The following is an 18,353-nucleotide window of genomic DNA, read 5'->3' as shown; positions in this document are numbered from 1 at the left end:
GCCCGTCAGCTCTTTCGGCCGCGGTCGCCGTCCCAGTCTGAGGTGACGCCGTAGATGATGACCTCGCCGGCGGGCACGCTCTCCGCGGGGAGCTCGAACGTCGCACCCCGGTCGATGAGATCCGGGCCGGCGAGTGTGCGCAGCCGCACGATGTCGGAGGCCGTCGCGGGCTCGAGACGTTCGGCGGCCTCCTGGCTCAGCACCCGCAGCGACTCATCCAGCCAGGTCTGCTGCGCGTCGTGCGCCTTCTGAGGTGCGAGATCGAGGGCGTCGGCCGCCGTGAGGTCCCGGGTGCGGCCGAAGAACCACAGCAAGACGGCGAGAACCGTCGCGCCGAAGCCGACGATCAGCATCACCAGCGCCACCGGCGGCGCGGTGGACGCGTTCACAGCGAGGGCGACTGCAGTGGAGACGAGCAGTACCAAGAAGATACGGAGCAGACCGGCCGGCAGCGCCTTGAAGCCCGCGCAGAGAACGCACACCAGGACGAGCACACCGATGACGGCCGAGGAGATCGCGGTGGGGACGACCAGATCGTGCGGGTCGAAGAAGCGCCCGCCGATGCTGGAACCGAGCGGATAGACCGACGCGATCGCGAGGACGATCAGCACGCTGCCGATCCAGCCTCCGCGTGCGCTGCGTCCGCCGTACTCCGCGCGCAGCGAGCGACCGATGCGAGCCCGAGCCTCCTTGCCGGTCGCGAGAGCGCGCTGCCAGAGATCCAGCGCGATGTCGTCCTGCCCGCAGGCGTCGAAGGCGGCGCGCTCCACCATCGCCGGGGTGGTCTGTGCGGGCGTGGCCGAGCCGAGAGCGGCGCGGACGGCCTCGAGTGCGGGGGCGTCCCGATCGTCGCTCATCGTGCGACGCCCGCGCCGGTGAACCTGGCCGACGCGAGCACGTTCTCGATCTGGGGCAGAAGCAGCGCCGCCGAAAGCGTCGGAAGGGGCGTCATGCGCGCGATGCACAGGTGCGCGCCGACATCGAGCACCCAGACCATCGTGATGTCCCGCACGACGTGCGCGGAAGCCGAATCGCCTTCCGTGCTCCGCACGGGCGTCGCCTGCGACACGCGCCAGCCGGTGACATCCTCCGATTCGAATGGTGCGACCGAGGACGCCCAGTCGGAGGGCTCGATCGACTGGGCGATCTGCACCGCCGTCGCCTCATCCGGTGCGGGTGGTGCGTCGGCGACATGCAGCACCGACAGCGCGCCGTAGGCCCCGGCCTCGGGGACGGCGAGCAGGAGCAGCGCCGACAGGTCGCTCTGCACCCTGGTCTCCATCGCGAGCGAAGCGGCCATCCCGAGCGCCTGATGATGCTCCTCGTCGTTCGCGGCGAGCAGGCCGGCGAACCATTCCGGCGCCCCGGCCTCGTCAGGGACGATCGACCAGTATCGTTCGTCGAAGCGCAGCTCGAACTCAGGCATCACGCCTCCACCGGACGCTCGCGGCGATCCCGTCGCAGATCATCGTCATAGCGGTGATCGCATCGTCCGGGACCGCGGCGGCGTGGGTGCCGCACAGCACAGTGCCGCGCAGCATCAGCACAGACCTCGGTCGTCCGGGGACCGGCAGCACGTAGCTGATCGAGCGCACGGTCACGCTGCCGCCGTCCATCGCTGTCTCGCGGGTCTCCTCCCAGCGCAGCACAGTCCCGGCCTCGTCCATCGGCGCGGCACCGTAGCGGCTGATCAGCTGCGCCCCGAGGTCGGCGGCGCTCGCGCCCTGCGGGGCGTGCACCCATGCGGCGGACAGGCTCACCGGAGCGAACAGATCGGGGTCGTCACTCCCCGGCGCGAAGACGCGGATCACATCGCCGGAGACGGCCTGGCCCGCTGCGTCATCGAGGATCGCCGCCAGCTGGACGCGCGCCGAGGCGCGCTGAGCGACCGGAAGCGCCTCGAGCCGGGCATCCGCCCGGGCGCGGAACTCCGCGTAGTCAGGACCGGACGAGATCCAGTCTGTGGGGAGCATGACCGCGAAGTCGGGCAGCTGAGGACTTGTTCCGAGCAGTTCGGCGCGTAGAGACATCCGTTCCATTATCCTCGCGGGATCAGCCGAACATGCCCTTGGCGGAGTACGCGTTGTAGTACACGTTCTTCATGACGTCCGCCATTCCGCCGAACGCCTCGAGGAGGTTCGTCGGATTACCTGCCAGCGCCCGCCATCCGCCCGCCCATCCACCGGGGACGAGATGGGTGTTCTTGATGATGTACCCGGGCGCATTGAGCATGCGCATGAGGTTCTGCGAGTTCAGGCCGTGGATGGTGAACAGCCCGGGGATCTTGTTGCCGAGGAACGTGTTGAAGCTCTTCCAGCCCTTCGCGAAGTCGCCGAACTCCGACCCGAAGAACTTCGCGGCACCCGAGAACCGGCCGCCCGAGCCGAGCAGCTCGCCGAGCTTGCCCACCTTCGCGAAAGAGGCGAACTTCGCGAGCCTGCCGAATGGGATGACCGCGACGGCGGAGAGTATCAGCGCCGTCATGTCGCCGCGTCCGGCGAGGAACTTCGACGCCTCGACCGCGACCGACAGCACAGCCACCACGGTCGCCGCCACGGCCGCGATGATGGCGAGCGGACCGGTGAAGACGAACGCGACCACGATCAGCGCGAGTCCGACGTAGAACAGGATGGTGCCCAGGGCCTCGATCGCCGGCATCATGTTGTCCCAGAAGCCGTCCTCGACACCGTTGGCGTTGACGTCCGAGAGGGCGCCCTCGGCGATGTCGTACGCACCCTCCCACGTCTCCGTGGGTGCGTCATAGCGGGACCAGTAGTACTCGAAATCCTCGACAGCCGTGTCGAAGGTCGCCTGCTCGGACGAGGAATCCGGACGCTCCTTGCCCTCCTGGTCGACGTCGTGGTTCTTGTCGAAGTCGAACTGCCACTGCGCGCCGGAGACCTCGCTCAGCGCGGACGAGGCTCTGTTCACCGCGCCCCACTTGTCGTGGGCCTGCTCGACCAGCCAGTCGGTGGCGCTCTGCGCCTTGCCCAGTGCCACGCCGTAAGCGGTCAGGGCTGCGCCGCTGGGCGTGTAGCGCTCACCCGCGACGCGGAGGTCGTCGTGGACCTCCTTCGCCTGATCGCGGATCGCCTCGAAGGAGTCGCCGCGGCCGACCGTGCCGTCGGCGAACAGCCCGAGCCGGTTCGCCGAGTTCGTCATCAGTTCGCCGAGATTCTCGATCTCGGTGCCGCGGGTCTGGATCGCTTCATGCTCACCCGTGATCTTGCGCATGTGCCGTCCACCGGCGGTTACCGGCATGTCGGGACGGGAGTAGATGTAGCTGTTCTCTGTCATCGCTTCGGCTCCTCGGACTGCTCCAGGCTCTTGGCCAGTTCCTCGTCGAGGTCCTTCCAGGCGTTGCGGGAGTCGTCGATGTGCTGCTTCATCTTCTCGAGATTGCGGCGCTGAGTCTCGCGCTTGTCATCCCACTTCGACTCGAAGTCGTGCGCCGCCGACGAGAGAGAGGTGCGGTCCAGAGGATGCCCGATCGCGTCGCGCAGTGCTGCCGTGCGCGTACCGGCGTCCGCGAACTCGGACATGATCTGCCCGAGTGCGTCGCTGATCTCGCTCATCTGATCGAGGGGGATTTCGACTCCGTCGCCCATGCGGGGCCCTTCTTCCTTCTCGTGATTGGTCCGTTGCACTGTATCGAGACCCGCGGACGCGGCGCCATGGGGAGAACTCCCCACCCTTGGATCCTTGCGAAAAGGCGGCGCCGCGACCGATCGGTCACCGCGCCGCCGTTCTCAGCTCGTTCAGTCCAGCGTGAGCGCGGCCTTCAGCAGCTCGGCCTGCTCGACGGCGTGCACCTTCGAGGAACCGGTCGCGGGCGACGCGGATGCCGGACGGCTGATCGCGCGGAACTGGCGCGGGCCGGGGACGTCGGTGAACGCGAGTGCCAGGAACGGCCAGGCACCCTGGTTCTCCGGCTCCTCCTGCACCCACACCAGCTCGGCGTTCGGGTAGCTGTCGGTGATGGCCTTGAGCTCGTCGATCGGCGTCGGATACAGCTGCTCGAGCCGGACCAGTGCGACCTCGGTGTTCGGGTTCTTGTCGAGCTCGCTGCGCAGATCCCAGTGCACCTTGCCCGAGTGCACGAGCACGCGCTTGACCGCGGCGCGGTCGAGCTGACGCGCGTCGTCGATCACGGGCTCGAATCGGCCCTGGGTGAAGTCCGCCACCGCGCTGGTCGCACCGCGCAGGCGCAGCATCGCCTTCGGGGTGAAGACGATCAGCGGCTTGCGCGGACGGGCGTAGGCCTGACGACGCAGCAGGTGGAAGTACGATGCGGGCGTCGAGGGCCGCGCGACGATCATGTTCTCCTGCGCGCACAGCTGCAGGAAGCGCTCCATGCGTGCGGAGGAGTGATCCGGTCCCTGGCCCTCGTAGCCGTGCGGCAGCAGCAGAGTGACGCTGGACTGCTGGCCCCACTTCTGCTCGGCCGCCGAGATGTACTCGTCGATGACTGACTGGGCGCCGTTGACGAAGTCGCCGAACTGGGCCTCCCACAGCACGAGAGCTTCGGTGTCCTCGACCGAGTAGCCGTATTCGAATCCGAGTGCCGCGTACTCGCTGAGCAGCGAGTCGTACACGAAGAAGCGACCCTGGCCGTCGGACAGGTTCGTCAGCGGCAGCCACTCCTGGCCGTTCTTGCGGTCGTGCAGCACCGCGTGGCGCTGCACGAACGTGCCGCGGCGCGAGTCCTGGCCGGCGAGGCGCACCGGGGTGCCCTCGAGCAGCAGCGAGCCGAACGCGAGCAGCTCGCCGAAGCCCCAGTCGATGGAGCCGGAGCGGCTCATCTCGACGCGCTTGTCGAGAGCCTGCTGCAGCTTGGGGTGCACGGTGAAGCCCTCGGGCTTGTTCGCGTGCGCGTCGCCGATCAGGCGGATGATCTCCTCGGACACCCCGGTGACCTCGGGCGCCCCGACACGGTCGTCCACGGGCGTCAGCTCCGGGGCGATCGGCGTGGCACCGGTCTCGGCGGCGTGCGTCTCCGCGAAGGCGATCTCCAGGCGGTTCTGGAAGTCGGCCTTGGCCTCGTCGTACTCCTCCTCGGTGATGTCGCCGCGTCCGACCAGGGCCTCGGTGTACAGCTTGCGCACCGAGCGCTTGGCCTGGATCAGGTCGGTCATCAGTGGCTGGGTCATCGACGGGTCATCGCCCTCGTTGTGACCTCGGCGCCGGTAGCAGACCAGGTCGACGACGACGTCGCGGTGGAACCGCTCGCGGTACTCGAACGCGAGCTGGGCGACGTGGATGACGGCCTCGGGGTCGTCTCCGTTCACGTGGAAGATCGGCGCCTGGATCGTCTTGGCGACATCCGTGGAGTACACAGACGTGCGCGAGTCGTTCGGCAGGGTGGTGAACCCGACCTGGTTGTTGACCACGATGTGCACGGTGCCGCCGGTGCGGTAGCCGCGCAGCTGCGACATCTGCAGGGTCTCGACGACGACGCCCTGGCCGGCGAAAGCGGCGTCGCCGTGTACGAGCACCGGCAGCCACGTGAAGGTGCCGATCGGCTTGCGGTCCTGCTTGGCGCGGACGATGCCCTCGAGCACGCCGTCGACCGTCTCGAGGTGCGACGGGTTCGCGGCCAGGTAGACCGGCATCTCCTCGCCGTCCTCGGACACGAAGGTGCCCTCGGTGCCGAGGTGGTACTTCACGTCGCCGGAGCCGCGCTGGTTGCCCGGGGTCAGCGACCCCTCGAACTCGCGGAACACCTGGCCGTAGGTCTTGCCTGCGATGTTCGTGAGAACGTTCAGGCGGCCGCGGTGGGCCATGCCGATCGCGGCACCCTCGAGACCCGAGGCGGCTGCGCCCTGCAGGATCTCGTCCAGCAGCGGGATGAGCGACTCTGCGCCCTCGAGGGAGAAGCGCTTCTGGCCGACGAACTTCGTCTGCAGGAAGGTCTCGAACGCCTCGCCCTCGTTCAGCTTGCGGAGCACACGGAGCTGTTCGTCGTGACCGGGCTTGACGTACTTGACCTCGAGCTTCTCCTGGAACCAGCGGCGCTGCTCCGGGTCCTGGATGTGCATGTACTCGATGCCGACGGTGCGGCAGTACGAGTCGCGCAGCACGCCGAGGATGTCGCGCAGCTTCATCTGGCGCTTGCCGCCGAAGCCGCCGGTGACGAACTCGCGGTCCAGGTCCCAGAAGGTCAGGCCGTGGTTCTCGATCTCGAGGTCGGGGTGCGTGCGCTGCACGTACTCCAGCGGGTCGATGTCGGCCATGAGGTGGCCGCGGACGCGGAACGAGTTGATGAGCTCCTGCACGCGGGACTGCTTGTCGACGCGCTCGGCGAGGTCGATCGAGATGTCGGAGTTCCAGCGGATCGGGGCGTACGGGATGCGCAGCGCCGCGAAGATGTCGTCGTAGAAGCCGCGCTGCCCGATGAGCAGCTCGTGCACCTTCTTCAGGAACTCGCCCGAGCCGGCACCCTGGATGACGCGGTGGTCGTAGGTGCTGGTCAGGGTGATCGTCTTGCCGATGCCGAGCTCGGCCAGCGTCTTCTCGCTGGAGCCCTGGAACTCGGCCGGGTACTCGAGGGCGCCGGCGCCGATGATGCAGCCCTGCCCCTTCATCAGACGCGGCACCGAATGCACGGTGCCGATGCCGCCGGGGTTCGTCAGCGAGACGGTGGTGCCGGCGAAGTCGGCGGCCGTGAGCTTGTTGCCGCGGGCGCGGGAGATGAGGTCCTCGTAGGCCGAGAGATACTCGTGGAAGCTCATGGTGTCGGCACGCTTGATGCTCGGGACCAGCAGAGCGCGAGTTCCGTCGGGCTTCGGGATGTCGATGGCGATGCCCAGGTTCACGTGCGCGGGGGCCACCACCGAGGGCTTGCCGTCGACCTCGGCGTAGAAGACGTTCTGGCTCGGGAACTCCTTGAGCGTCTGGATGAGCGCCCAGCCGATCAGGTGCGTGAAGCTGATCTTGCCGCCGCGGGTGCGGGCCATGTGGTTGTTGACCACGATGCGGTTGTCGATCATCAGCTTGGCCGGAACGGTGCGCACGCTGGTCGCGGTCGGGACGGTCAGCGACTGGTCCATGTTCGCGGCGAGCGTCTTGGGCATACCGCGCAGCGGCGTGACCGTGTCCTCGTCGACGGCAGGAGCCTCATCCTTCGCCTGCGGCTTCGGGGCCTGGGCGGGCACGGGTGCCTGGCGGGCGGGCTTCGCGGTGGTGCGGGCGACGGGCTGAGCGCCGATCACCGGGATGGGCGCCGTGACCGGGGCGGTCGTGGTCGGCACGGGCGCCGCTGCCGCGGCATCCGGCTGATAGTTCTCCAGGACGGGCCACCACTCCTTGTCGACGGAGTTGCGGTCCTTCTTGAACTGCTCGTAGAGCTCGTCCACGAGCCAGGAATTGGCTCCGAACCCCCCGTCGCCGCCGACGCCGGTCACCTGGTTCGCCACTCTCGATCGCCCTCTTTCATCGCTGAATGTCTGATGAGCGGATCAGGGCAGACCCGCACACGTTACGGGGTTCAAGCCTAATGCCATTCCCTGCACGAGCGCTTGATCCGACAGCGCCGCCACGCCGTCCCACCCGGTACCTTGGAACCCATGGAGTTTGCAGGCGAACGACCCATGGTCGACCTCACGTATTCGGACGTGTTCCTGGTGCCGCGGCGCTCGGGCATCACCAGCCGCCTGCAGGTCGATCTGGCCCCTGCAGACGGCACACCCGCCACCATCCCGCTGGTGGCGTCGAACATGAATTCGGTGACCGGTCCGCGGTTGGCCGCGGCGCTCGCGCGGCGCGGCGGGCTGGGCGTGCTGCCGCAGGACCTTCCGCTGCAGGAGCTCGACGCGGCCATCCGCTGGGTCAAGCGCCAGCCGGTGCGGTGGGACACTCCGCTGGTGCTGCCGCCCTCTGCCACCGTCGCAGACGCACTGCGCCTGCTGCCGCCGATGGAGGGGCACGGAATCGTCGTCGCCCCGTCGGGCGACGAGCGCATCCAGGTCGAGCGGATCTTCGGCATCCTTCCTGCGACCCGTCTCGCGACCGCACTCCCGGATGCCGCGCTCGGCGACCTCGTGCACGCGCATGCTCCGGCGATCGATGCCGAGACGGTGGGCGAGGGCCGTGCGGCGTTCGACGCCGTGGACGCACTCGACGCCGAGATGGCGCTGGTGATCGACCACGGGCACCTGGTCGGCACGCTCAGCAGGCGCACCGCGTTGCGCTCGAACCTGTACCGCCCCGCCGTCGACGGCTCGGGCCGCCTCGCGGTCGCCGCCGCGGTCGGCATCAACGGCGACGTCGCCGAGAAGGCCAAGGCGCTCGCGGCCGCAGGTGTCGACGCGCTCGTCGTCGACACTGCGCACGGTCACCAGGAGGGGATGCTGCGCGCTCTGTCCCTCGTCGCTGAGTTGAATCTCGGCATCCCGATCGTCGCGGGAAACATCGTCACAGCCGACGGCGTCGCCGATCTGGTCTCCGCGGGGGCCACGATCCTCAAGGTCGGGGTCGGCCCCGGTGCGATGTGCACGACGCGCATGATGACCGCTGTCGGACGTCCGCAGTTCTCCGCCGTGCTCGAGACCGCCGAGGCCGCGCGTCAGGTCGGCGCGCACGTCTGGGCCGACGGGGGAGTGCGCTACCCGCGTGATGTCGCTCTCGCGCTCGCCGCCGGTGCGGCATCCGTCATGGTGGGGTCCTGGTTCGCCGGCACCATCGAGGCTCCGGGGGAGCTACAGCATGATGCGGAGGGTCGCGTGTTCAAGGAGTCCTGGGGCATGGCGTCGACCAAGGCCGTGCAGGCCAGATTCGGCCGGCTGGACTCGTACGAGCGGGCGCGCAAGGAGCTGTTCGCGGAGGGGATCTCGTCGTCGAGGATCTACCTCGATCCGCTGCGTCCCGGTATCGAGGACCTGCTCGATATGATCACCTCCGGCATCCGCTCGTCGTTCACCTACGCAGGCGCTGCCACCGTTCCGGAGTTCCACGAGCGCGCGCTGGTCGGCCTGCAGTCCGCGGCCGGCTACGAGGAGGGCAAGGCGCTTCCGGTCTCGTGGTGAGCGGGCGGGAACACAGCCCGATTATGTAGAATCGGGCGCACAATGGACGACCCTCCTTCTTGCAGTCCCTCGCCCCACCGCCCGCTCCTCCTTCACTCGGAGGGGATCAGTTGATGGATTACATCCTGTTGGGCGTGGGGCTCCTCCTCACGATCGGCACCGGCCTGTTCGTGGCCAGCGAGTTCGCACTGGTCAATCTCGACCGTGCCGAACTCGAAGCGCGGCAGGCCCGTGGCGAGACGCGACTCGGCCTCACCATCCGGGCGCTGAAGATCACCTCGACGCATCTGTCATCGGCGCAGCTGGGCATCACGCTCACCACGCTGCTGACCGGTTACACGATGGAGCCGGCGATCTCGAACCTGCTGTCGCCGGTGCTCACCTCCTGGGGTGTGCCCTCGGGAGCGGTGCGGCCGATCGCCGTCGTCGTGGCGATGGTCGTCGCGACGCTGCTGTCGATGATCCTCGGCGAGCTGGTACCGAAGAACTTCGCGCTGGCGCTGCCGATCGCGACCGCGAAGCTGGTGCTCCCGTTCCAGACCGCGTTCACCGCGGTGTTCAAGCCTGCGATCCTCGTGCTCAACGGCAGCGCGAACGCGGTGCTGCGATCGATGGGCGTCGAGCCCAAGGAGGAGCTCTCCGGCGCGCGCAGTGCCGAGGAGCTCTCCTCTCTGGTGCGCCGCTCCGCCAGCGCGGGCGTACTGGAGGAGGACACCGCGTCCCTGCTCGACCGCAGTCTGACGTTCACCCGTCTCACCGCGGCCGACATCATGACCGCCCGTCCGAGCATGCAGTCCGTCGCGTCATCCGACAGCGCCGACGATGTCATCCAGCTCGCCCGGCGGACCGGGCTGAGCCGCTTCCCCGTGCATGGTGACGACCTCGACGACATCACCGGCGTCGTGCACCTCAAGGCCGCCGTCGGCGTGCCGCGTGAGAAGCGGCCCGAGGTGCCGGTCGGCGCGCTCTGCACCGAACCTCTCCGCGTGCCGGAGACCGTGCACCTGGACGCACTGCTCGCCGAGCTGCGCGCCAAGGGCTACCAGCTCGCGATCGTCGTGGACGAGTACGGCGGCACCGCGGGACTGGTGACCCTGGAGGATCTCGTGGAGGAGATCGTCGGCGAGGTGTCGGATGAGCACGACCGCACCCGCGCGGGCATCGTCCGCAGGCAGGACAGTGTGACCTTCCCCGGCGAGCTGCGCCCCGACGAGCTGCGCGCGCAGACCGGTATCGACGTCCCCGAGGGCGATGTCTACGACACCGTCGCCGGCTTCGTCATGAGCCTGCTGGAGCGGGTGCCGGTCGTCGGCGACGAGGTGCGCACCGAGCACGGCGTGCTGCACGTCGTGCGCATGGACGGCCGACGCATCGATCGGCTGCGCTTCACGCCGGACCCGGCGTCCGACGAAGAGGAGGGCGGCCGATGAGCGACTGGGCGGGAATCGTCTGGCTGGTCGTGCTGCTGCTCGGCAACGCCTTCTTCGTCGGCGCCGAATTCGCGGTCATCTCCGCCCGCCGCTCGCAGATCGAGCCGCTCGCCGAGAAGGGCTCGCGCCCCGCGAAGACGGCGCTGTTCGCGATGGAGCACGCCACGCTGATGCTGGCGACCTCGCAGTTGGGCATCACGATCTGCTCGCTGCTGATCCTGAACGTGTCGGAGCCTGCGATCCACCATCTGCTCGCGGTGCCGATGGACGCGCTGGGCTGGACGACCACGGTCGTCGACGTGACGGCGTTCGTGATCACCCTGGTGCTGGTGTCGTTCCTGCATGTGGTGTTCGGAGAGATGGTGCCGAAGAACCTCGCGTTCTCGCTGCCCGATCGCGCGGTGCTGCTGCTCGCGACCCCGCTGGTGTGGATCTCGAAGGTCTTCATGCCGGTGATCTGGTTCCTGAACGCCTCGGCCAATGCCGTGCTGCGCCTGTTCCGTGTGGAGCCGAAGAACGAGGCCGCCTCGACGTTCACCCTGGACGAGGTCGCCACGATCGTGGATCAGTCCCGTCGCGAGGGCGTGCTGGCGGATGCCGCGGGCACGGTCGCCGCGGTCGTCGAGTTCACCGACAAGAAGGCGCGCGACGTGGCCGTGGCACTGGGTGACCTGGTCACCCTGCCGCAGAACACCACGCCGGACGAGATCGAGCGGGCCGTCGCCCGCTACGGCTTCTCCCGGTACGTCATCGTCGACGACGAGGGCCTGCCGGTCGGCTACGTGCACCTGAAGGACATCCTGCGCGCCGCCGAAGGGCCGGATGCCGCGCAGCGGGCCACCGTCCCGGTGCCCGCGAAGCGCATCCACCACATGGTGCCCGTGCAGGAGGACACCGACCTCGAAGACGCGCTGACCGCGATGCGGCGTGCCGGGCGGCACCTGGCGCGGGTGCGCGACCGCAACGGCGACACCACCGCGGTGCTGTTCCTGGAGGACATCATCGAGGAGCTCGTCGGCGAGGTGCAGGACGCCACTCGGCGCGGCTACGGTCGTTGAGCCACGCGTGCCCGCCGGCGCTCAGCGCCAGCGGGCACGCAGGTACTGCGGCGGCCAGGCGACGTCGGCACCCAGTTCGTGAGCGGCGCGCAGACCGAAGTGCGGGTCGCGCAGCCATTCCCGACCCGCGAGCACGGCGTCGGCGCTGCCGGACGCGATGACCTGTTCGGCCTGTTCGGCGGTCGTGATGAGTCCGACGGCGCCGGTGGCGACCCGTCCGCCTTGCCGCACGATCTCGGCCAGAGGCACCTGATATCCGGGGTGCGGGTCGATCTGCTGGTGCAGTACCAGTCCGCCGCTGGACACGTCGATGAGGTCGGCGCCGTGCTCGACCGCCCATCCGCCGACGATCGCGGCCTCCTCGGGGGTGAAGCCGCCAGCGGCTTGATCGGTGGCCGAGATGCGCACCAGAACGGGGACGGCCTCGCCCGCGACATCCCGCACCGCGTCGACGACGCGCAGCAGCAGACGGGCGCGGTTCTCGAGGGTGCCGCCGTACTCGTCGGAGCGCAGGTTCGACAGCGGCGAGAGGAACTGGTGCAGCAGGTAGCCGTGCGCACCGTGCACTTCGAGCAGATCGAATCCGGCATCCAGGGCACGGCGCGCGGCATCGGCGTAGCCGGTGACGACGCCCTCGATGCCGGAGCTGTCGAGAGCGACGGGGTCGGCGAAGCCCTCGAAGGCGATCGCCGACGGGGCGAGGGTCTGCCAGCCGCCCTCGGCGGCGGGCACGGAGCCCCGCTGCTCCGCCCAGGGCCACCAGGTGGAAGCCTTGCGACCGGCATGCGCGAGCTGGATGCCGGCATGCGCGCCGCGCTCGTGGATGCTGCGCACGATCGGCGCCCAGGCGTCCTGCTGCGCATCGTTCCAGAGACCGGTGTCATGCGGCGAGATCCTGCCCTCCGGCACCACGGCTGTGGCCTCGGCGATGATGAGGCCGGCGCCCCCGTCGGCGAACTGCGGCAGATGGACGTGGTGCCAGTCGCCGGGCACGCCGTCCACGGCGGAGTACATGCACATCGGCGACACCCACAGCCGGTTGCGCAGGGTGAGGGAGCGGAGGGTCAGCGGGGAGAACAGCAGGCTCACGGTTCGAACCTAGCGCTGTCCGCGCCGAGCGCTAACGTGGAGGCATGCGTGAGTGGACCGGTGCGGATGTCGCGCCCTTCCTGCGTGCGCCCGGAGCCGACGCCGACAAGCGCTCCCGCGGCGTCGTCGCCCTGCGCACCGGATCGGTGAGGTACCCGGGTGCCGCGGTGCTCGGCGTCGAGGGCGCCTGGCGCACCGGCTGCGGCTTCGTGCGCTACGTCGGTCCCGCCACCGACATCGTGCTGGCCAGGCGACCGGAGACCGTGATCGGTGCGGATGCCGGCGCGCATGTGGACGCCTGGGTGATCGGCTCCGGCACGGACGGCGGCGCACGCGTCGGCGGCGCCGGACGCGGGGTGGCACCTGTGACCGAGGCCGTGACGCTGCCGGGAGCACCGCGCGCGGATGCGGGACGCTCTGCCGTGTCGGCGCGCGGCTATGACGAGGAGCGCGCGCTGCGCAGCATCCTCGCGGGAGAGCAGCCTGTGGTCGTGGACGCCGGCGCCCTCGACCTCGTCCGCGGTGGCACGGCGCCGATGGTCATCACGCCGCATGCGGGCGAGTTCGCCCGGTTGCGCGAACGACTGGGGCTGGATGCGGCAGTCGCCACCGATGACGCCGGTCGTGCCGCGCAGGCGATGGAGGTCGCGCAGACGCTGTCCTGCACGGTGCTGCTGAAGGGCGCGCGCACCACGGTGTGCGGGCCCTCCGGCACGACGATCGTGGTCGCGAACGCGCCCGGCTGGCTCGCGACCGCGGGCGCCGGCGATGTGCTCGCCGGCGTGATCGGTGCGCTGTTCGCCGCGAATCCGGATGCTGCTCCGGCCGAGGTCGCGGCATCCGCTGCGTGGCTGCACGGCCGGGCGGCGACGATCGCCGCGGGCGCAGGGGACGATGCGGTGGGGCATCCGATCGTCGCCCTGGATGTCGCAGACGCGCTGCCGTACGCGGTGGCGGAGCTGCTGGCATGAGCCGGATCCGGCCCGGCACGATCGCTCTCTGGGCCGTGTTCGTGGCCGTGCACGCGGTCGTCGCCTGGTTCGGCTGGGTGCTGCCCAGTCAGCCGATGGGCGATGTCGTGCTGGTCTACCAGCCCTGGTCGCACTCGGCGCTCAGCGGTGGGGCGATCATGGGGATCACGGAGTCGTGGGTGTACCCGCAACTGGCTCTCATCCCGATGGTCATCGCGTACCTGCTCTCGCTGCCGCTGACCGGGGCGATGGGATCACTCGGCGCCTACCTCATCGCCTGGGCGGTGCTGGTCACCGCACTCGACCTGGTGGGCTTCGCCGTTCTCGTCGGCCGGGGCCGCACCCACCGGCGGCGGGTCGCCGGCTGGTTCTGGTGCGGTGCGCTGCTGCTGCTCGGCCCGATCGCGATCTACCGGCTGGACGCCGTCACCGTGCCGCTCGCGGTGATCGGCGGGCTGTGGCTGGCCACGCGACCCGCGATCGGAGCCGCCCTGCTGACGGTGGGCGCCTGGATCAAGATCTGGCCGGCTGCGCTGGTGCTCGCTGCGGTCATCGCCGTGAAGCAGCGCATCCGCATTCTGCTGACCGCCGCCGCGGTGACCGCCGGGATCATCGTGGTGCTGTTCCTGCTCGGCGCGAACAGCGCGCTGTTCGGCTTCCTCGGGCAGCAGACCGGGCGAGGCCTGCAGATCGAGGCCGTCGCGGCGACGCCGTTCCTCTGGATGGCGGTGGCAGGCCACGCGTCGATCGCGTACAGCTACGAGATCCTCACGTTCCAGATCGAGGCGCCGGGGGCATCCGTCGTCTCGGTCCTGCTGACGCCCCTGATGGCGCTGGCGGTGCTCGCCGTCGCCGTGTTCGGCGCCGTCCAGGCCGCACGCGGCGCCACCTGGCAACGGCTGTTCCCGCCCCTCGCACTGACTCTGGTGACCGCGCTGATCGTCACGAACAAGGTCGGGTCGCCGCAGTTCCAGACCTGGCTGATCGCGCCGATCATTCTGTGGCTGGTGCTGGACCGCGCACGTGCCGTGACACCTGCACTACTGGTGCTCGGGCTGTGCGCGCTCACCTTCCTCGTCTACCCGCTGACCTACGACGCGCTGCTGCGTGCCGAGGCGCTGCCCGTGCTGCTGCTCAGCATCCGCAACATCCTGCTCGTCGTGCTGGCCGTGGTCGGCATCGGCGCCGTGCTGCGCGTGCCGGCCGACAGCCGTTCCCGCTGAATCCACCAACCGGAGGTATCCCATGCTCATCGCCTTCTCCGTCGCCCCGAGCGGCGCACCCCAGGACGGGACCGAGAACCCCGACGCCTCCGTGCACGACGCCGTCGCCGCCGCGGTGAAGGTGGTCCGCGAGTCCGGCCTCGCGCACCGCACGACGTCGATGTTCACCGAGATCGAGGGGCCGGACTGGGACACCGTGATGGACGTCGTCAAGCGCGCCACGGAGGCGGTCATGCCGTTCGGCTCCCGGGTCTCGCTGGTGCTGAAGGCCGACATCCGTCCCGGCCACAGCGGCGAGATCGACGGCAAGATCGAGCGCCTCGAGGCGGCGATCGAGGATGCCGCACAGGCCTGACTTCGAGGACGGCATCCCGGTCGCCGGCACCGCGGTCGTCCTGAGGGATGCCCCGGACGGGATGCAGGTCCTCATGCTGCTGCGCCCGGATCGTGGTTCGTTCGCAGGCGCCTGGGTCTTCCCCGGCGGCAAGCTCGAACCGGGCGATGCCGGTCTCGGCGAGACGAACCGCGCCAGGGCCGCAGCAGTGCGCGAGACGGCGGAGGAGGCCGGCATCCGCATCCGCGACCTCGTCACGCTGTCGTGCTGGGAGCCGCCGCGCGAAGTGCCGAAGCGCATCCGCACCTGGTTCTTCCTCGCCGCAGAGGACGGCGAGGACGTGCACGTGAACCCCGGCGAGATAGCGAGTGCGCAGTGGATCACCGCGGCCGAGGCACTGCGCAGGCATGGCGAGGGAGACCTGGTGCTGTGGCCGCCCACCTGGGTGACCCTGCACGGACTGCTCCCGCACCGCACGGTCGCCGAGGCGTTCGCGTCGCTCGGCGAGCCCGAGCTGCGGCGGACCCGCATCATGGAGTCCGCCGAAGGACGGGTGTTCCTCTGGGAGGGCGACGAGCAGCATCCGGAGCATCCGGGTGCCGCGGGTGCGCGCAACCGGGTCGTGACCGGGCGCCTGCCCTGGACGTACCAGCGCGGCTAGGCGCGGCAGGCGCCCGGTCCATCGTCAGATCAGCTCCAGCACCGGCCCTTCGTGCACGGCACGGTAGATCGTGTTGCGGATCGTGTTCGCCTCGTCGGAGGTGAGCGTGCGATCGATGGGGCGCAGGATGATCCGCAGCAGCAGGTTCACCTGACCGCTCTCGGTGCCGAGGCGGAAGCGGGCGGCGTCCGGCAGCTGCTCGTGCGCCGTGCGGGTGAGCACTTCGACCGACTCGACGACGTCGGCGTCGTCACCCAGGGCGATCCGGACACGGTCGCCGAGCGTCTCCTCGTCGTGCTCCGCATCCAGCACCACCGAGATGTCCCGCCGGGCCGCCGGCAGCGGTGAGACGTGGCGCCACGGTTCGAGATCCAGCATCTGGGTCGCGATCCGCGGGTCCTCGGCACGGAGGTAGCGGATGTCGGAGATGCCCTTGCGCAGCATCAGAGCACGCTCGAGACCCATCCCCAGAGCGAGACCGGACCACCGCTCAGGGTCCAGCCCTGAACCGCGCAGCACGTCGGGATGGATGCGCCCGCACTCGGCGAGCTCGAGCCACTCGCCGTCGTGGAGCACGTCGATCTGGCGCCCGCCTTCCGTGTAGGGGTGCATCACGTCCGTCGTCCGCCACTCCGCGCCGGGGAGCACAGCCTCGACAAGACGGCCGATCATCGTGAGCATGTCGTCATCGTCGACGCCCGGGGCGCTGCGAATGCGCCAGAGGTCGACCTGGTGGGGCTCTCCGACATGGGTGCGATCGACGGCGTCGCGCCGGAAGGCGAGGCCGGGTGCCACGATCAGCTCATCGACATCCTGTCGTCCGGCGTAAGCCTCGAGGGCGGTCGGGAGCTCGGCGCTCATGTGGCTGCGGAGCATCACGGTGGGACTGATGTAGCGCGTGTAGCGGCGGGCGCGGGTGACATCGTCGCGACCGTAGCCGAGGCGATCGTAGTTCTCGTGCACCGGGACGACAGGGGAGCTGCGCACCAGGCGCACGGAGCTTTCCCACTCGGTAGCCAGAGAGATGATGACGGAATCGAGAAGGGACTGCAGGGCGTGGGCGCCCTGAGCGGGATCGGTGAGGTCGCGCAGCTTCAGGGCGCGGCAGAGCTGGTCGGGGGTGAGATAGTCGGCATGCGACATGCGAGGGTCTCCAGGAGAGTGGAAGCGGTCGGTGAAGGATGAGAGCTTCCCCCGGCCGTGCCCACGGAGACCAGTGCGCTACAGGCGCGCTTCGACGGCCCCGCGGCCATGAGGCCGGGGGCACGGAAATCGCTGCTGCGCGTGCATGGGGGCGAGTCTAGCCTTCCAGCAGGCGTCGCAGGTGGCGGCCGACCTCGTCGGTCTCGATGAGAAAGCCGTCGTGACCGAAATCGCTGGTCAGCACCACCGCACCGTCGTCGATGGTGTTCGGGATGCTCCGCGCGATGCGCTGCTGCCCGTCGACGGGGAACAGCCGGTCGGTGTCGATGCCGAGCACGAGCGTCTTCGCCGTGACCCGGTGCAGAGCCTCCTCGACGCCACCGCGGTCGCGGCCGATGTCGTGCGAGTTCATCGCCTCCACCAACGTCAGGTAGCTGTTCGCATCGAACCGGCGGGTGAACTTGTTGCCGTGGAAGTCGAGGTAGGACTCGACCGCGAACCGGCCGCCACGGCCGAGCGGCGACAGATCGGACTGCCAGGATCGCTGGAAGCGCTGGTTCAGTTCGATCGGGCTGCGGTAGTTCAGCAGCGCCATGCGACGCGCGAGGGCGAGCCCGCGGTGCGGGCCATCGCCGAGCCCCGCGTCGTAGTACTCGCCGTCGTCGAAGCGCGGATCCATCCGCACGGTCTCGAGCTGCACGAAGTTCAGCGCGAGTTGGTCGGCGGTGGTCACCGGGGGAGAGGACAGCACGGCGAGGCGCTCGACCCGAGCCGGATGCGTGACCGCCCACTCCAGGGCATGCATGCCGCCCATCGAGCCGCCGATCACGGCTGCCCAGCGCTCGATGCCGAGCGCGTCGGCGAGCTTCACCTGAGCGGACACCTGGTCGCGGATCGTCAGATAGGGGAAGCGGGACGCCCACTCCCTGCCGTTCGGCGCGATACTGGCCGGGCCCGTCGAGCCCTGGCATCCACCCAGGATGTTCGGGGCGATGACGAACCACTCGTCGGTGTCTATCGGCCCGCCGTGATCGACGATCTCGTTCCACCAGCCCGCTGTCGGATGTCCTGGTCCCGCCTCGCCTCGCACGTGGCTGTCGCCGGTGAGCGCGTGCAGGATCAGGATCGCGTTGTCGCGCGCGGCGTTCAGCTTCCCCCACGACTCCCATGCGAGACGGATGCCGGGCAGTTCGGCGCCGTTCTCGGTGCGAAAGGCGCCCAGATCGGTGAACCTGCGGCCACCGGCCGGGTCGCCGTCGCGCCAGGCGCCGGTGGCCGGCGGGCGCGCGCGCATCATGCTGGACTGCGCTTCGGTCACACGCCGCGAGGGCACGGTGTCTGCCGAGGTCGTCTGCCAGTCCATGCCCCCATTCTTCCGTGAGATGACCAGGACCTGTGGCACGTTACGCACTGCGAGGCGG

16 protein-coding genes are annotated in these 18,353 nt (G+C 69.5%); 7 read left to right on the top strand and 9 right to left on the bottom strand.

Annotated elements, in window-relative coordinates:
* Positions 1 to 5: 5 nt before the first annotated feature.
* From ACFVDO_RS05090 to ACFVDO_RS05065, 6 genes are all read right to left on the bottom strand, one after another.
* Positions 6 to 857, bottom strand: a complete 852-nt coding sequence (locus tag ACFVDO_RS05090) for a hypothetical protein (RefSeq protein WP_378859455.1) — start codon at positions 855 to 857, stop codon at positions 6 to 8.
* A complete protein-coding gene (locus ACFVDO_RS05085) occupies positions 854 to 1,426 on the bottom strand; it encodes a hypothetical protein (RefSeq protein ID WP_378859454.1) in 573 nt (190 codons plus the stop codon). Before ACFVDO_RS05085 ends, ACFVDO_RS05090 begins: the two co-directional genes overlap by 4 nt.
* Positions 1,419 to 2,030 (bottom strand): hypothetical protein, encoded by a 612-nt coding sequence (locus tag ACFVDO_RS05080; RefSeq protein ID WP_378859453.1) that lies wholly within the window; start codon positions 2,028 to 2,030, stop codon positions 1,419 to 1,421. Before ACFVDO_RS05080 ends, ACFVDO_RS05085 begins: the two co-directional genes overlap by 8 nt.
* A 22-nt stretch (positions 2,031 to 2,052) precedes the next feature.
* Positions 2,053 to 3,297: a hypothetical protein gene (locus ACFVDO_RS05075; RefSeq protein ID WP_378859452.1), complete on the bottom strand. Its 1,245-nt coding sequence runs from the start codon at positions 3,295 to 3,297 to the stop codon at positions 2,053 to 2,055.
* Positions 3,294 to 3,575: a hypothetical protein gene (locus ACFVDO_RS05070; RefSeq protein WP_378859451.1), complete on the bottom strand. Its 282-nt coding sequence runs from the start codon at positions 3,573 to 3,575 to the stop codon at positions 3,294 to 3,296. Before ACFVDO_RS05070 ends, ACFVDO_RS05075 begins: the two co-directional genes overlap by 4 nt.
* Positions 3,576 to 3,758: 183 nt before the next feature.
* Complete coding sequence (locus ACFVDO_RS05065) at positions 3,759 to 7,415, bottom strand: multifunctional oxoglutarate decarboxylase/oxoglutarate dehydrogenase thiamine pyrophosphate-binding subunit/dihydrolipoyllysine-residue succinyltransferase subunit (RefSeq protein WP_378859450.1); 3,657 nt, start codon at positions 7,413 to 7,415, stop codon at positions 3,759 to 3,761.
* A 150-nt stretch (positions 7,416 to 7,565) separates the two neighbouring features.
* Between ACFVDO_RS05065 and ACFVDO_RS05060 the strand changes: the two genes are divergently transcribed.
* The 3 genes from ACFVDO_RS05060 to ACFVDO_RS05050 all read left to right on the top strand — a co-directional run bounded on the left by ACFVDO_RS05060 (position 7,566) and on the right by ACFVDO_RS05050 (position 11,511).
* On the top strand, positions 7,566 to 9,023 hold the full coding sequence (locus tag ACFVDO_RS05060; RefSeq protein WP_378859449.1) for a GuaB1 family IMP dehydrogenase-related protein: 1,458 nt from the start codon (positions 7,566 to 7,568) through the stop codon (positions 9,021 to 9,023).
* A gap of 113 nt (positions 9,024 to 9,136) precedes the next feature.
* Complete coding sequence (locus ACFVDO_RS05055) at positions 9,137 to 10,453, top strand: hemolysin family protein (protein ID WP_378859448.1); 1,317 nt, start codon at positions 9,137 to 9,139, stop codon at positions 10,451 to 10,453.
* Entirely contained in the window at positions 10,450 to 11,511 is a 1,062-nt protein-coding gene (locus ACFVDO_RS05050) for a hemolysin family protein (RefSeq protein WP_378859447.1), read from the top strand. Before ACFVDO_RS05055 ends, ACFVDO_RS05050 begins: the two co-directional genes overlap by 4 nt.
* A gap of 21 nt (positions 11,512 to 11,532) precedes the next feature.
* Here ACFVDO_RS05050 and ACFVDO_RS05045 read toward each other — a convergent pair whose 3' ends face one another.
* Complete coding sequence (locus ACFVDO_RS05045; RefSeq protein ID WP_378860072.1) at positions 11,533 to 12,600, bottom strand: NADH:flavin oxidoreductase/NADH oxidase; 1,068 nt, start codon at positions 12,598 to 12,600, stop codon at positions 11,533 to 11,535.
* Between the two features lie 44 nt (positions 12,601 to 12,644).
* On the opposite strand from ACFVDO_RS05045, the gene ACFVDO_RS05040 reads away from it, so the two are divergent.
* Genes ACFVDO_RS05040 through ACFVDO_RS05025 form a run of 4 tightly spaced genes read left to right on the top strand, consistent with a single transcriptional unit; the run spans position 12,645 to position 15,789 of the window.
* Positions 12,645 to 13,571, top strand: coding sequence for an NAD(P)H-hydrate dehydratase (locus ACFVDO_RS05040; RefSeq protein ID WP_378860071.1), 927 nt, complete (start codon positions 12,645 to 12,647; stop codon positions 13,569 to 13,571).
* The gene (locus ACFVDO_RS05035; protein WP_378860070.1) at positions 13,568 to 14,794 is read left to right on the top strand and encodes a hypothetical protein; all 1,227 of its coding nucleotides are present in this window, start codon (positions 13,568 to 13,570) and stop codon (positions 14,792 to 14,794) included. The genes ACFVDO_RS05040 and ACFVDO_RS05035 overlap by 4 nt, the downstream gene beginning before the upstream one ends.
* Positions 14,795 to 14,816: 22 nt before the next feature.
* A complete protein-coding gene (locus ACFVDO_RS05030) occupies positions 14,817 to 15,149 on the top strand; it encodes an MTH1187 family thiamine-binding protein (RefSeq protein ID WP_378860069.1) in 333 nt (110 codons plus the stop codon).
* Complete coding sequence (locus tag ACFVDO_RS05025; protein WP_378860068.1) at positions 15,133 to 15,789, top strand: NUDIX domain-containing protein; 657 nt, start codon at positions 15,133 to 15,135, stop codon at positions 15,787 to 15,789. Before ACFVDO_RS05030 ends, ACFVDO_RS05025 begins: the two co-directional genes overlap by 17 nt.
* Before the next feature lie 24 nt (positions 15,790 to 15,813).
* Here ACFVDO_RS05025 and ACFVDO_RS05020 read toward each other — a convergent pair whose 3' ends face one another.
* Together ACFVDO_RS05020 and ACFVDO_RS05015 are read right to left on the bottom strand one after the other, a co-directional pair.
* Positions 15,814 to 16,932, bottom strand: coding sequence for a hypothetical protein (locus ACFVDO_RS05020; RefSeq protein WP_378860067.1), 1,119 nt, complete (start codon positions 16,930 to 16,932; stop codon positions 15,814 to 15,816).
* 157 nt (positions 16,933 to 17,089) lie between these two features.
* The gene (locus ACFVDO_RS05015; protein WP_378860066.1) at positions 17,090 to 18,295 is read right to left on the bottom strand and encodes a homoserine O-acetyltransferase; all 1,206 of its coding nucleotides are present in this window, start codon (positions 18,293 to 18,295) and stop codon (positions 17,090 to 17,092) included.
* Between the last annotated feature and the right edge of the window lie 58 nt (positions 18,296 to 18,353).

Source organism: Microbacterium sp. NPDC057741 (genome assembly GCF_042798735.1).
Taxonomy (GTDB): Bacteria; Actinomycetota; Actinomycetes; order Actinomycetales; family Microbacteriaceae; genus Microbacterium.
This window is presented reverse-complemented; position numbering and strand designations above follow the sequence as displayed.

Coding starts and splice junctions, on each gene's coding strand:
- ACFVDO_RS05090 (WP_378859455.1), bottom strand. CDS start 857: ATGAGCGACGATCGGGACGCCCCCGCACTCGAGGCCGTCCGCGCCGCT.
- ACFVDO_RS05080 (WP_378859453.1), bottom strand. CDS start 2,030: ATGTCTCTACGCGCCGAACTGCTCGGAACAAGTCCTCAGCTGCCCGAC.
- ACFVDO_RS05055 (WP_378859448.1), top strand. CDS start 9,137: ATGGATTACATCCTGTTGGGCGTGGGGCTCCTCCTCACGATCGGCACC.
- ACFVDO_RS05060 (WP_378859449.1), top strand. CDS start 7,566: ATGGAGTTTGCAGGCGAACGACCCATGGTCGACCTCACGTATTCGGAC.
- ACFVDO_RS05075 (WP_378859452.1), bottom strand. CDS start 3,297: ATGACAGAGAACAGCTACATCTACTCCCGTCCCGACATGCCGGTAACC.
- ACFVDO_RS05040 (WP_378860071.1), top strand. CDS start 12,645: ATGCGTGAGTGGACCGGTGCGGATGTCGCGCCCTTCCTGCGTGCGCCC.
- ACFVDO_RS05035 (WP_378860070.1), top strand. CDS start 13,568: ATGAGCCGGATCCGGCCCGGCACGATCGCTCTCTGGGCCGTGTTCGTG.
- ACFVDO_RS05030 (WP_378860069.1), top strand. CDS start 14,817: ATGCTCATCGCCTTCTCCGTCGCCCCGAGCGGCGCACCCCAGGACGGG.
- ACFVDO_RS05020 (WP_378860067.1), bottom strand. CDS start 16,932: ATGTCGCATGCCGACTATCTCACCCCCGACCAGCTCTGCCGCGCCCTG.
- ACFVDO_RS05015 (WP_378860066.1), bottom strand. CDS start 18,295: ATGGACTGGCAGACGACCTCGGCAGACACCGTGCCCTCGCGGCGTGTG.
- ACFVDO_RS05025 (WP_378860068.1), top strand. CDS start 15,133: ATGCCGCACAGGCCTGACTTCGAGGACGGCATCCCGGTCGCCGGCACC.
- ACFVDO_RS05070 (WP_378859451.1), bottom strand. CDS start 3,575: ATGAGCGAGATCAGCGACGCACTCGGGCAGATCATGTCCGAGTTCGCG.
- ACFVDO_RS05050 (WP_378859447.1), top strand. CDS start 10,450: ATGAGCGACTGGGCGGGAATCGTCTGGCTGGTCGTGCTGCTGCTCGGC.
- ACFVDO_RS05085 (WP_378859454.1), bottom strand. CDS start 1,426: ATGCCTGAGTTCGAGCTGCGCTTCGACGAACGATACTGGTCGATCGTC.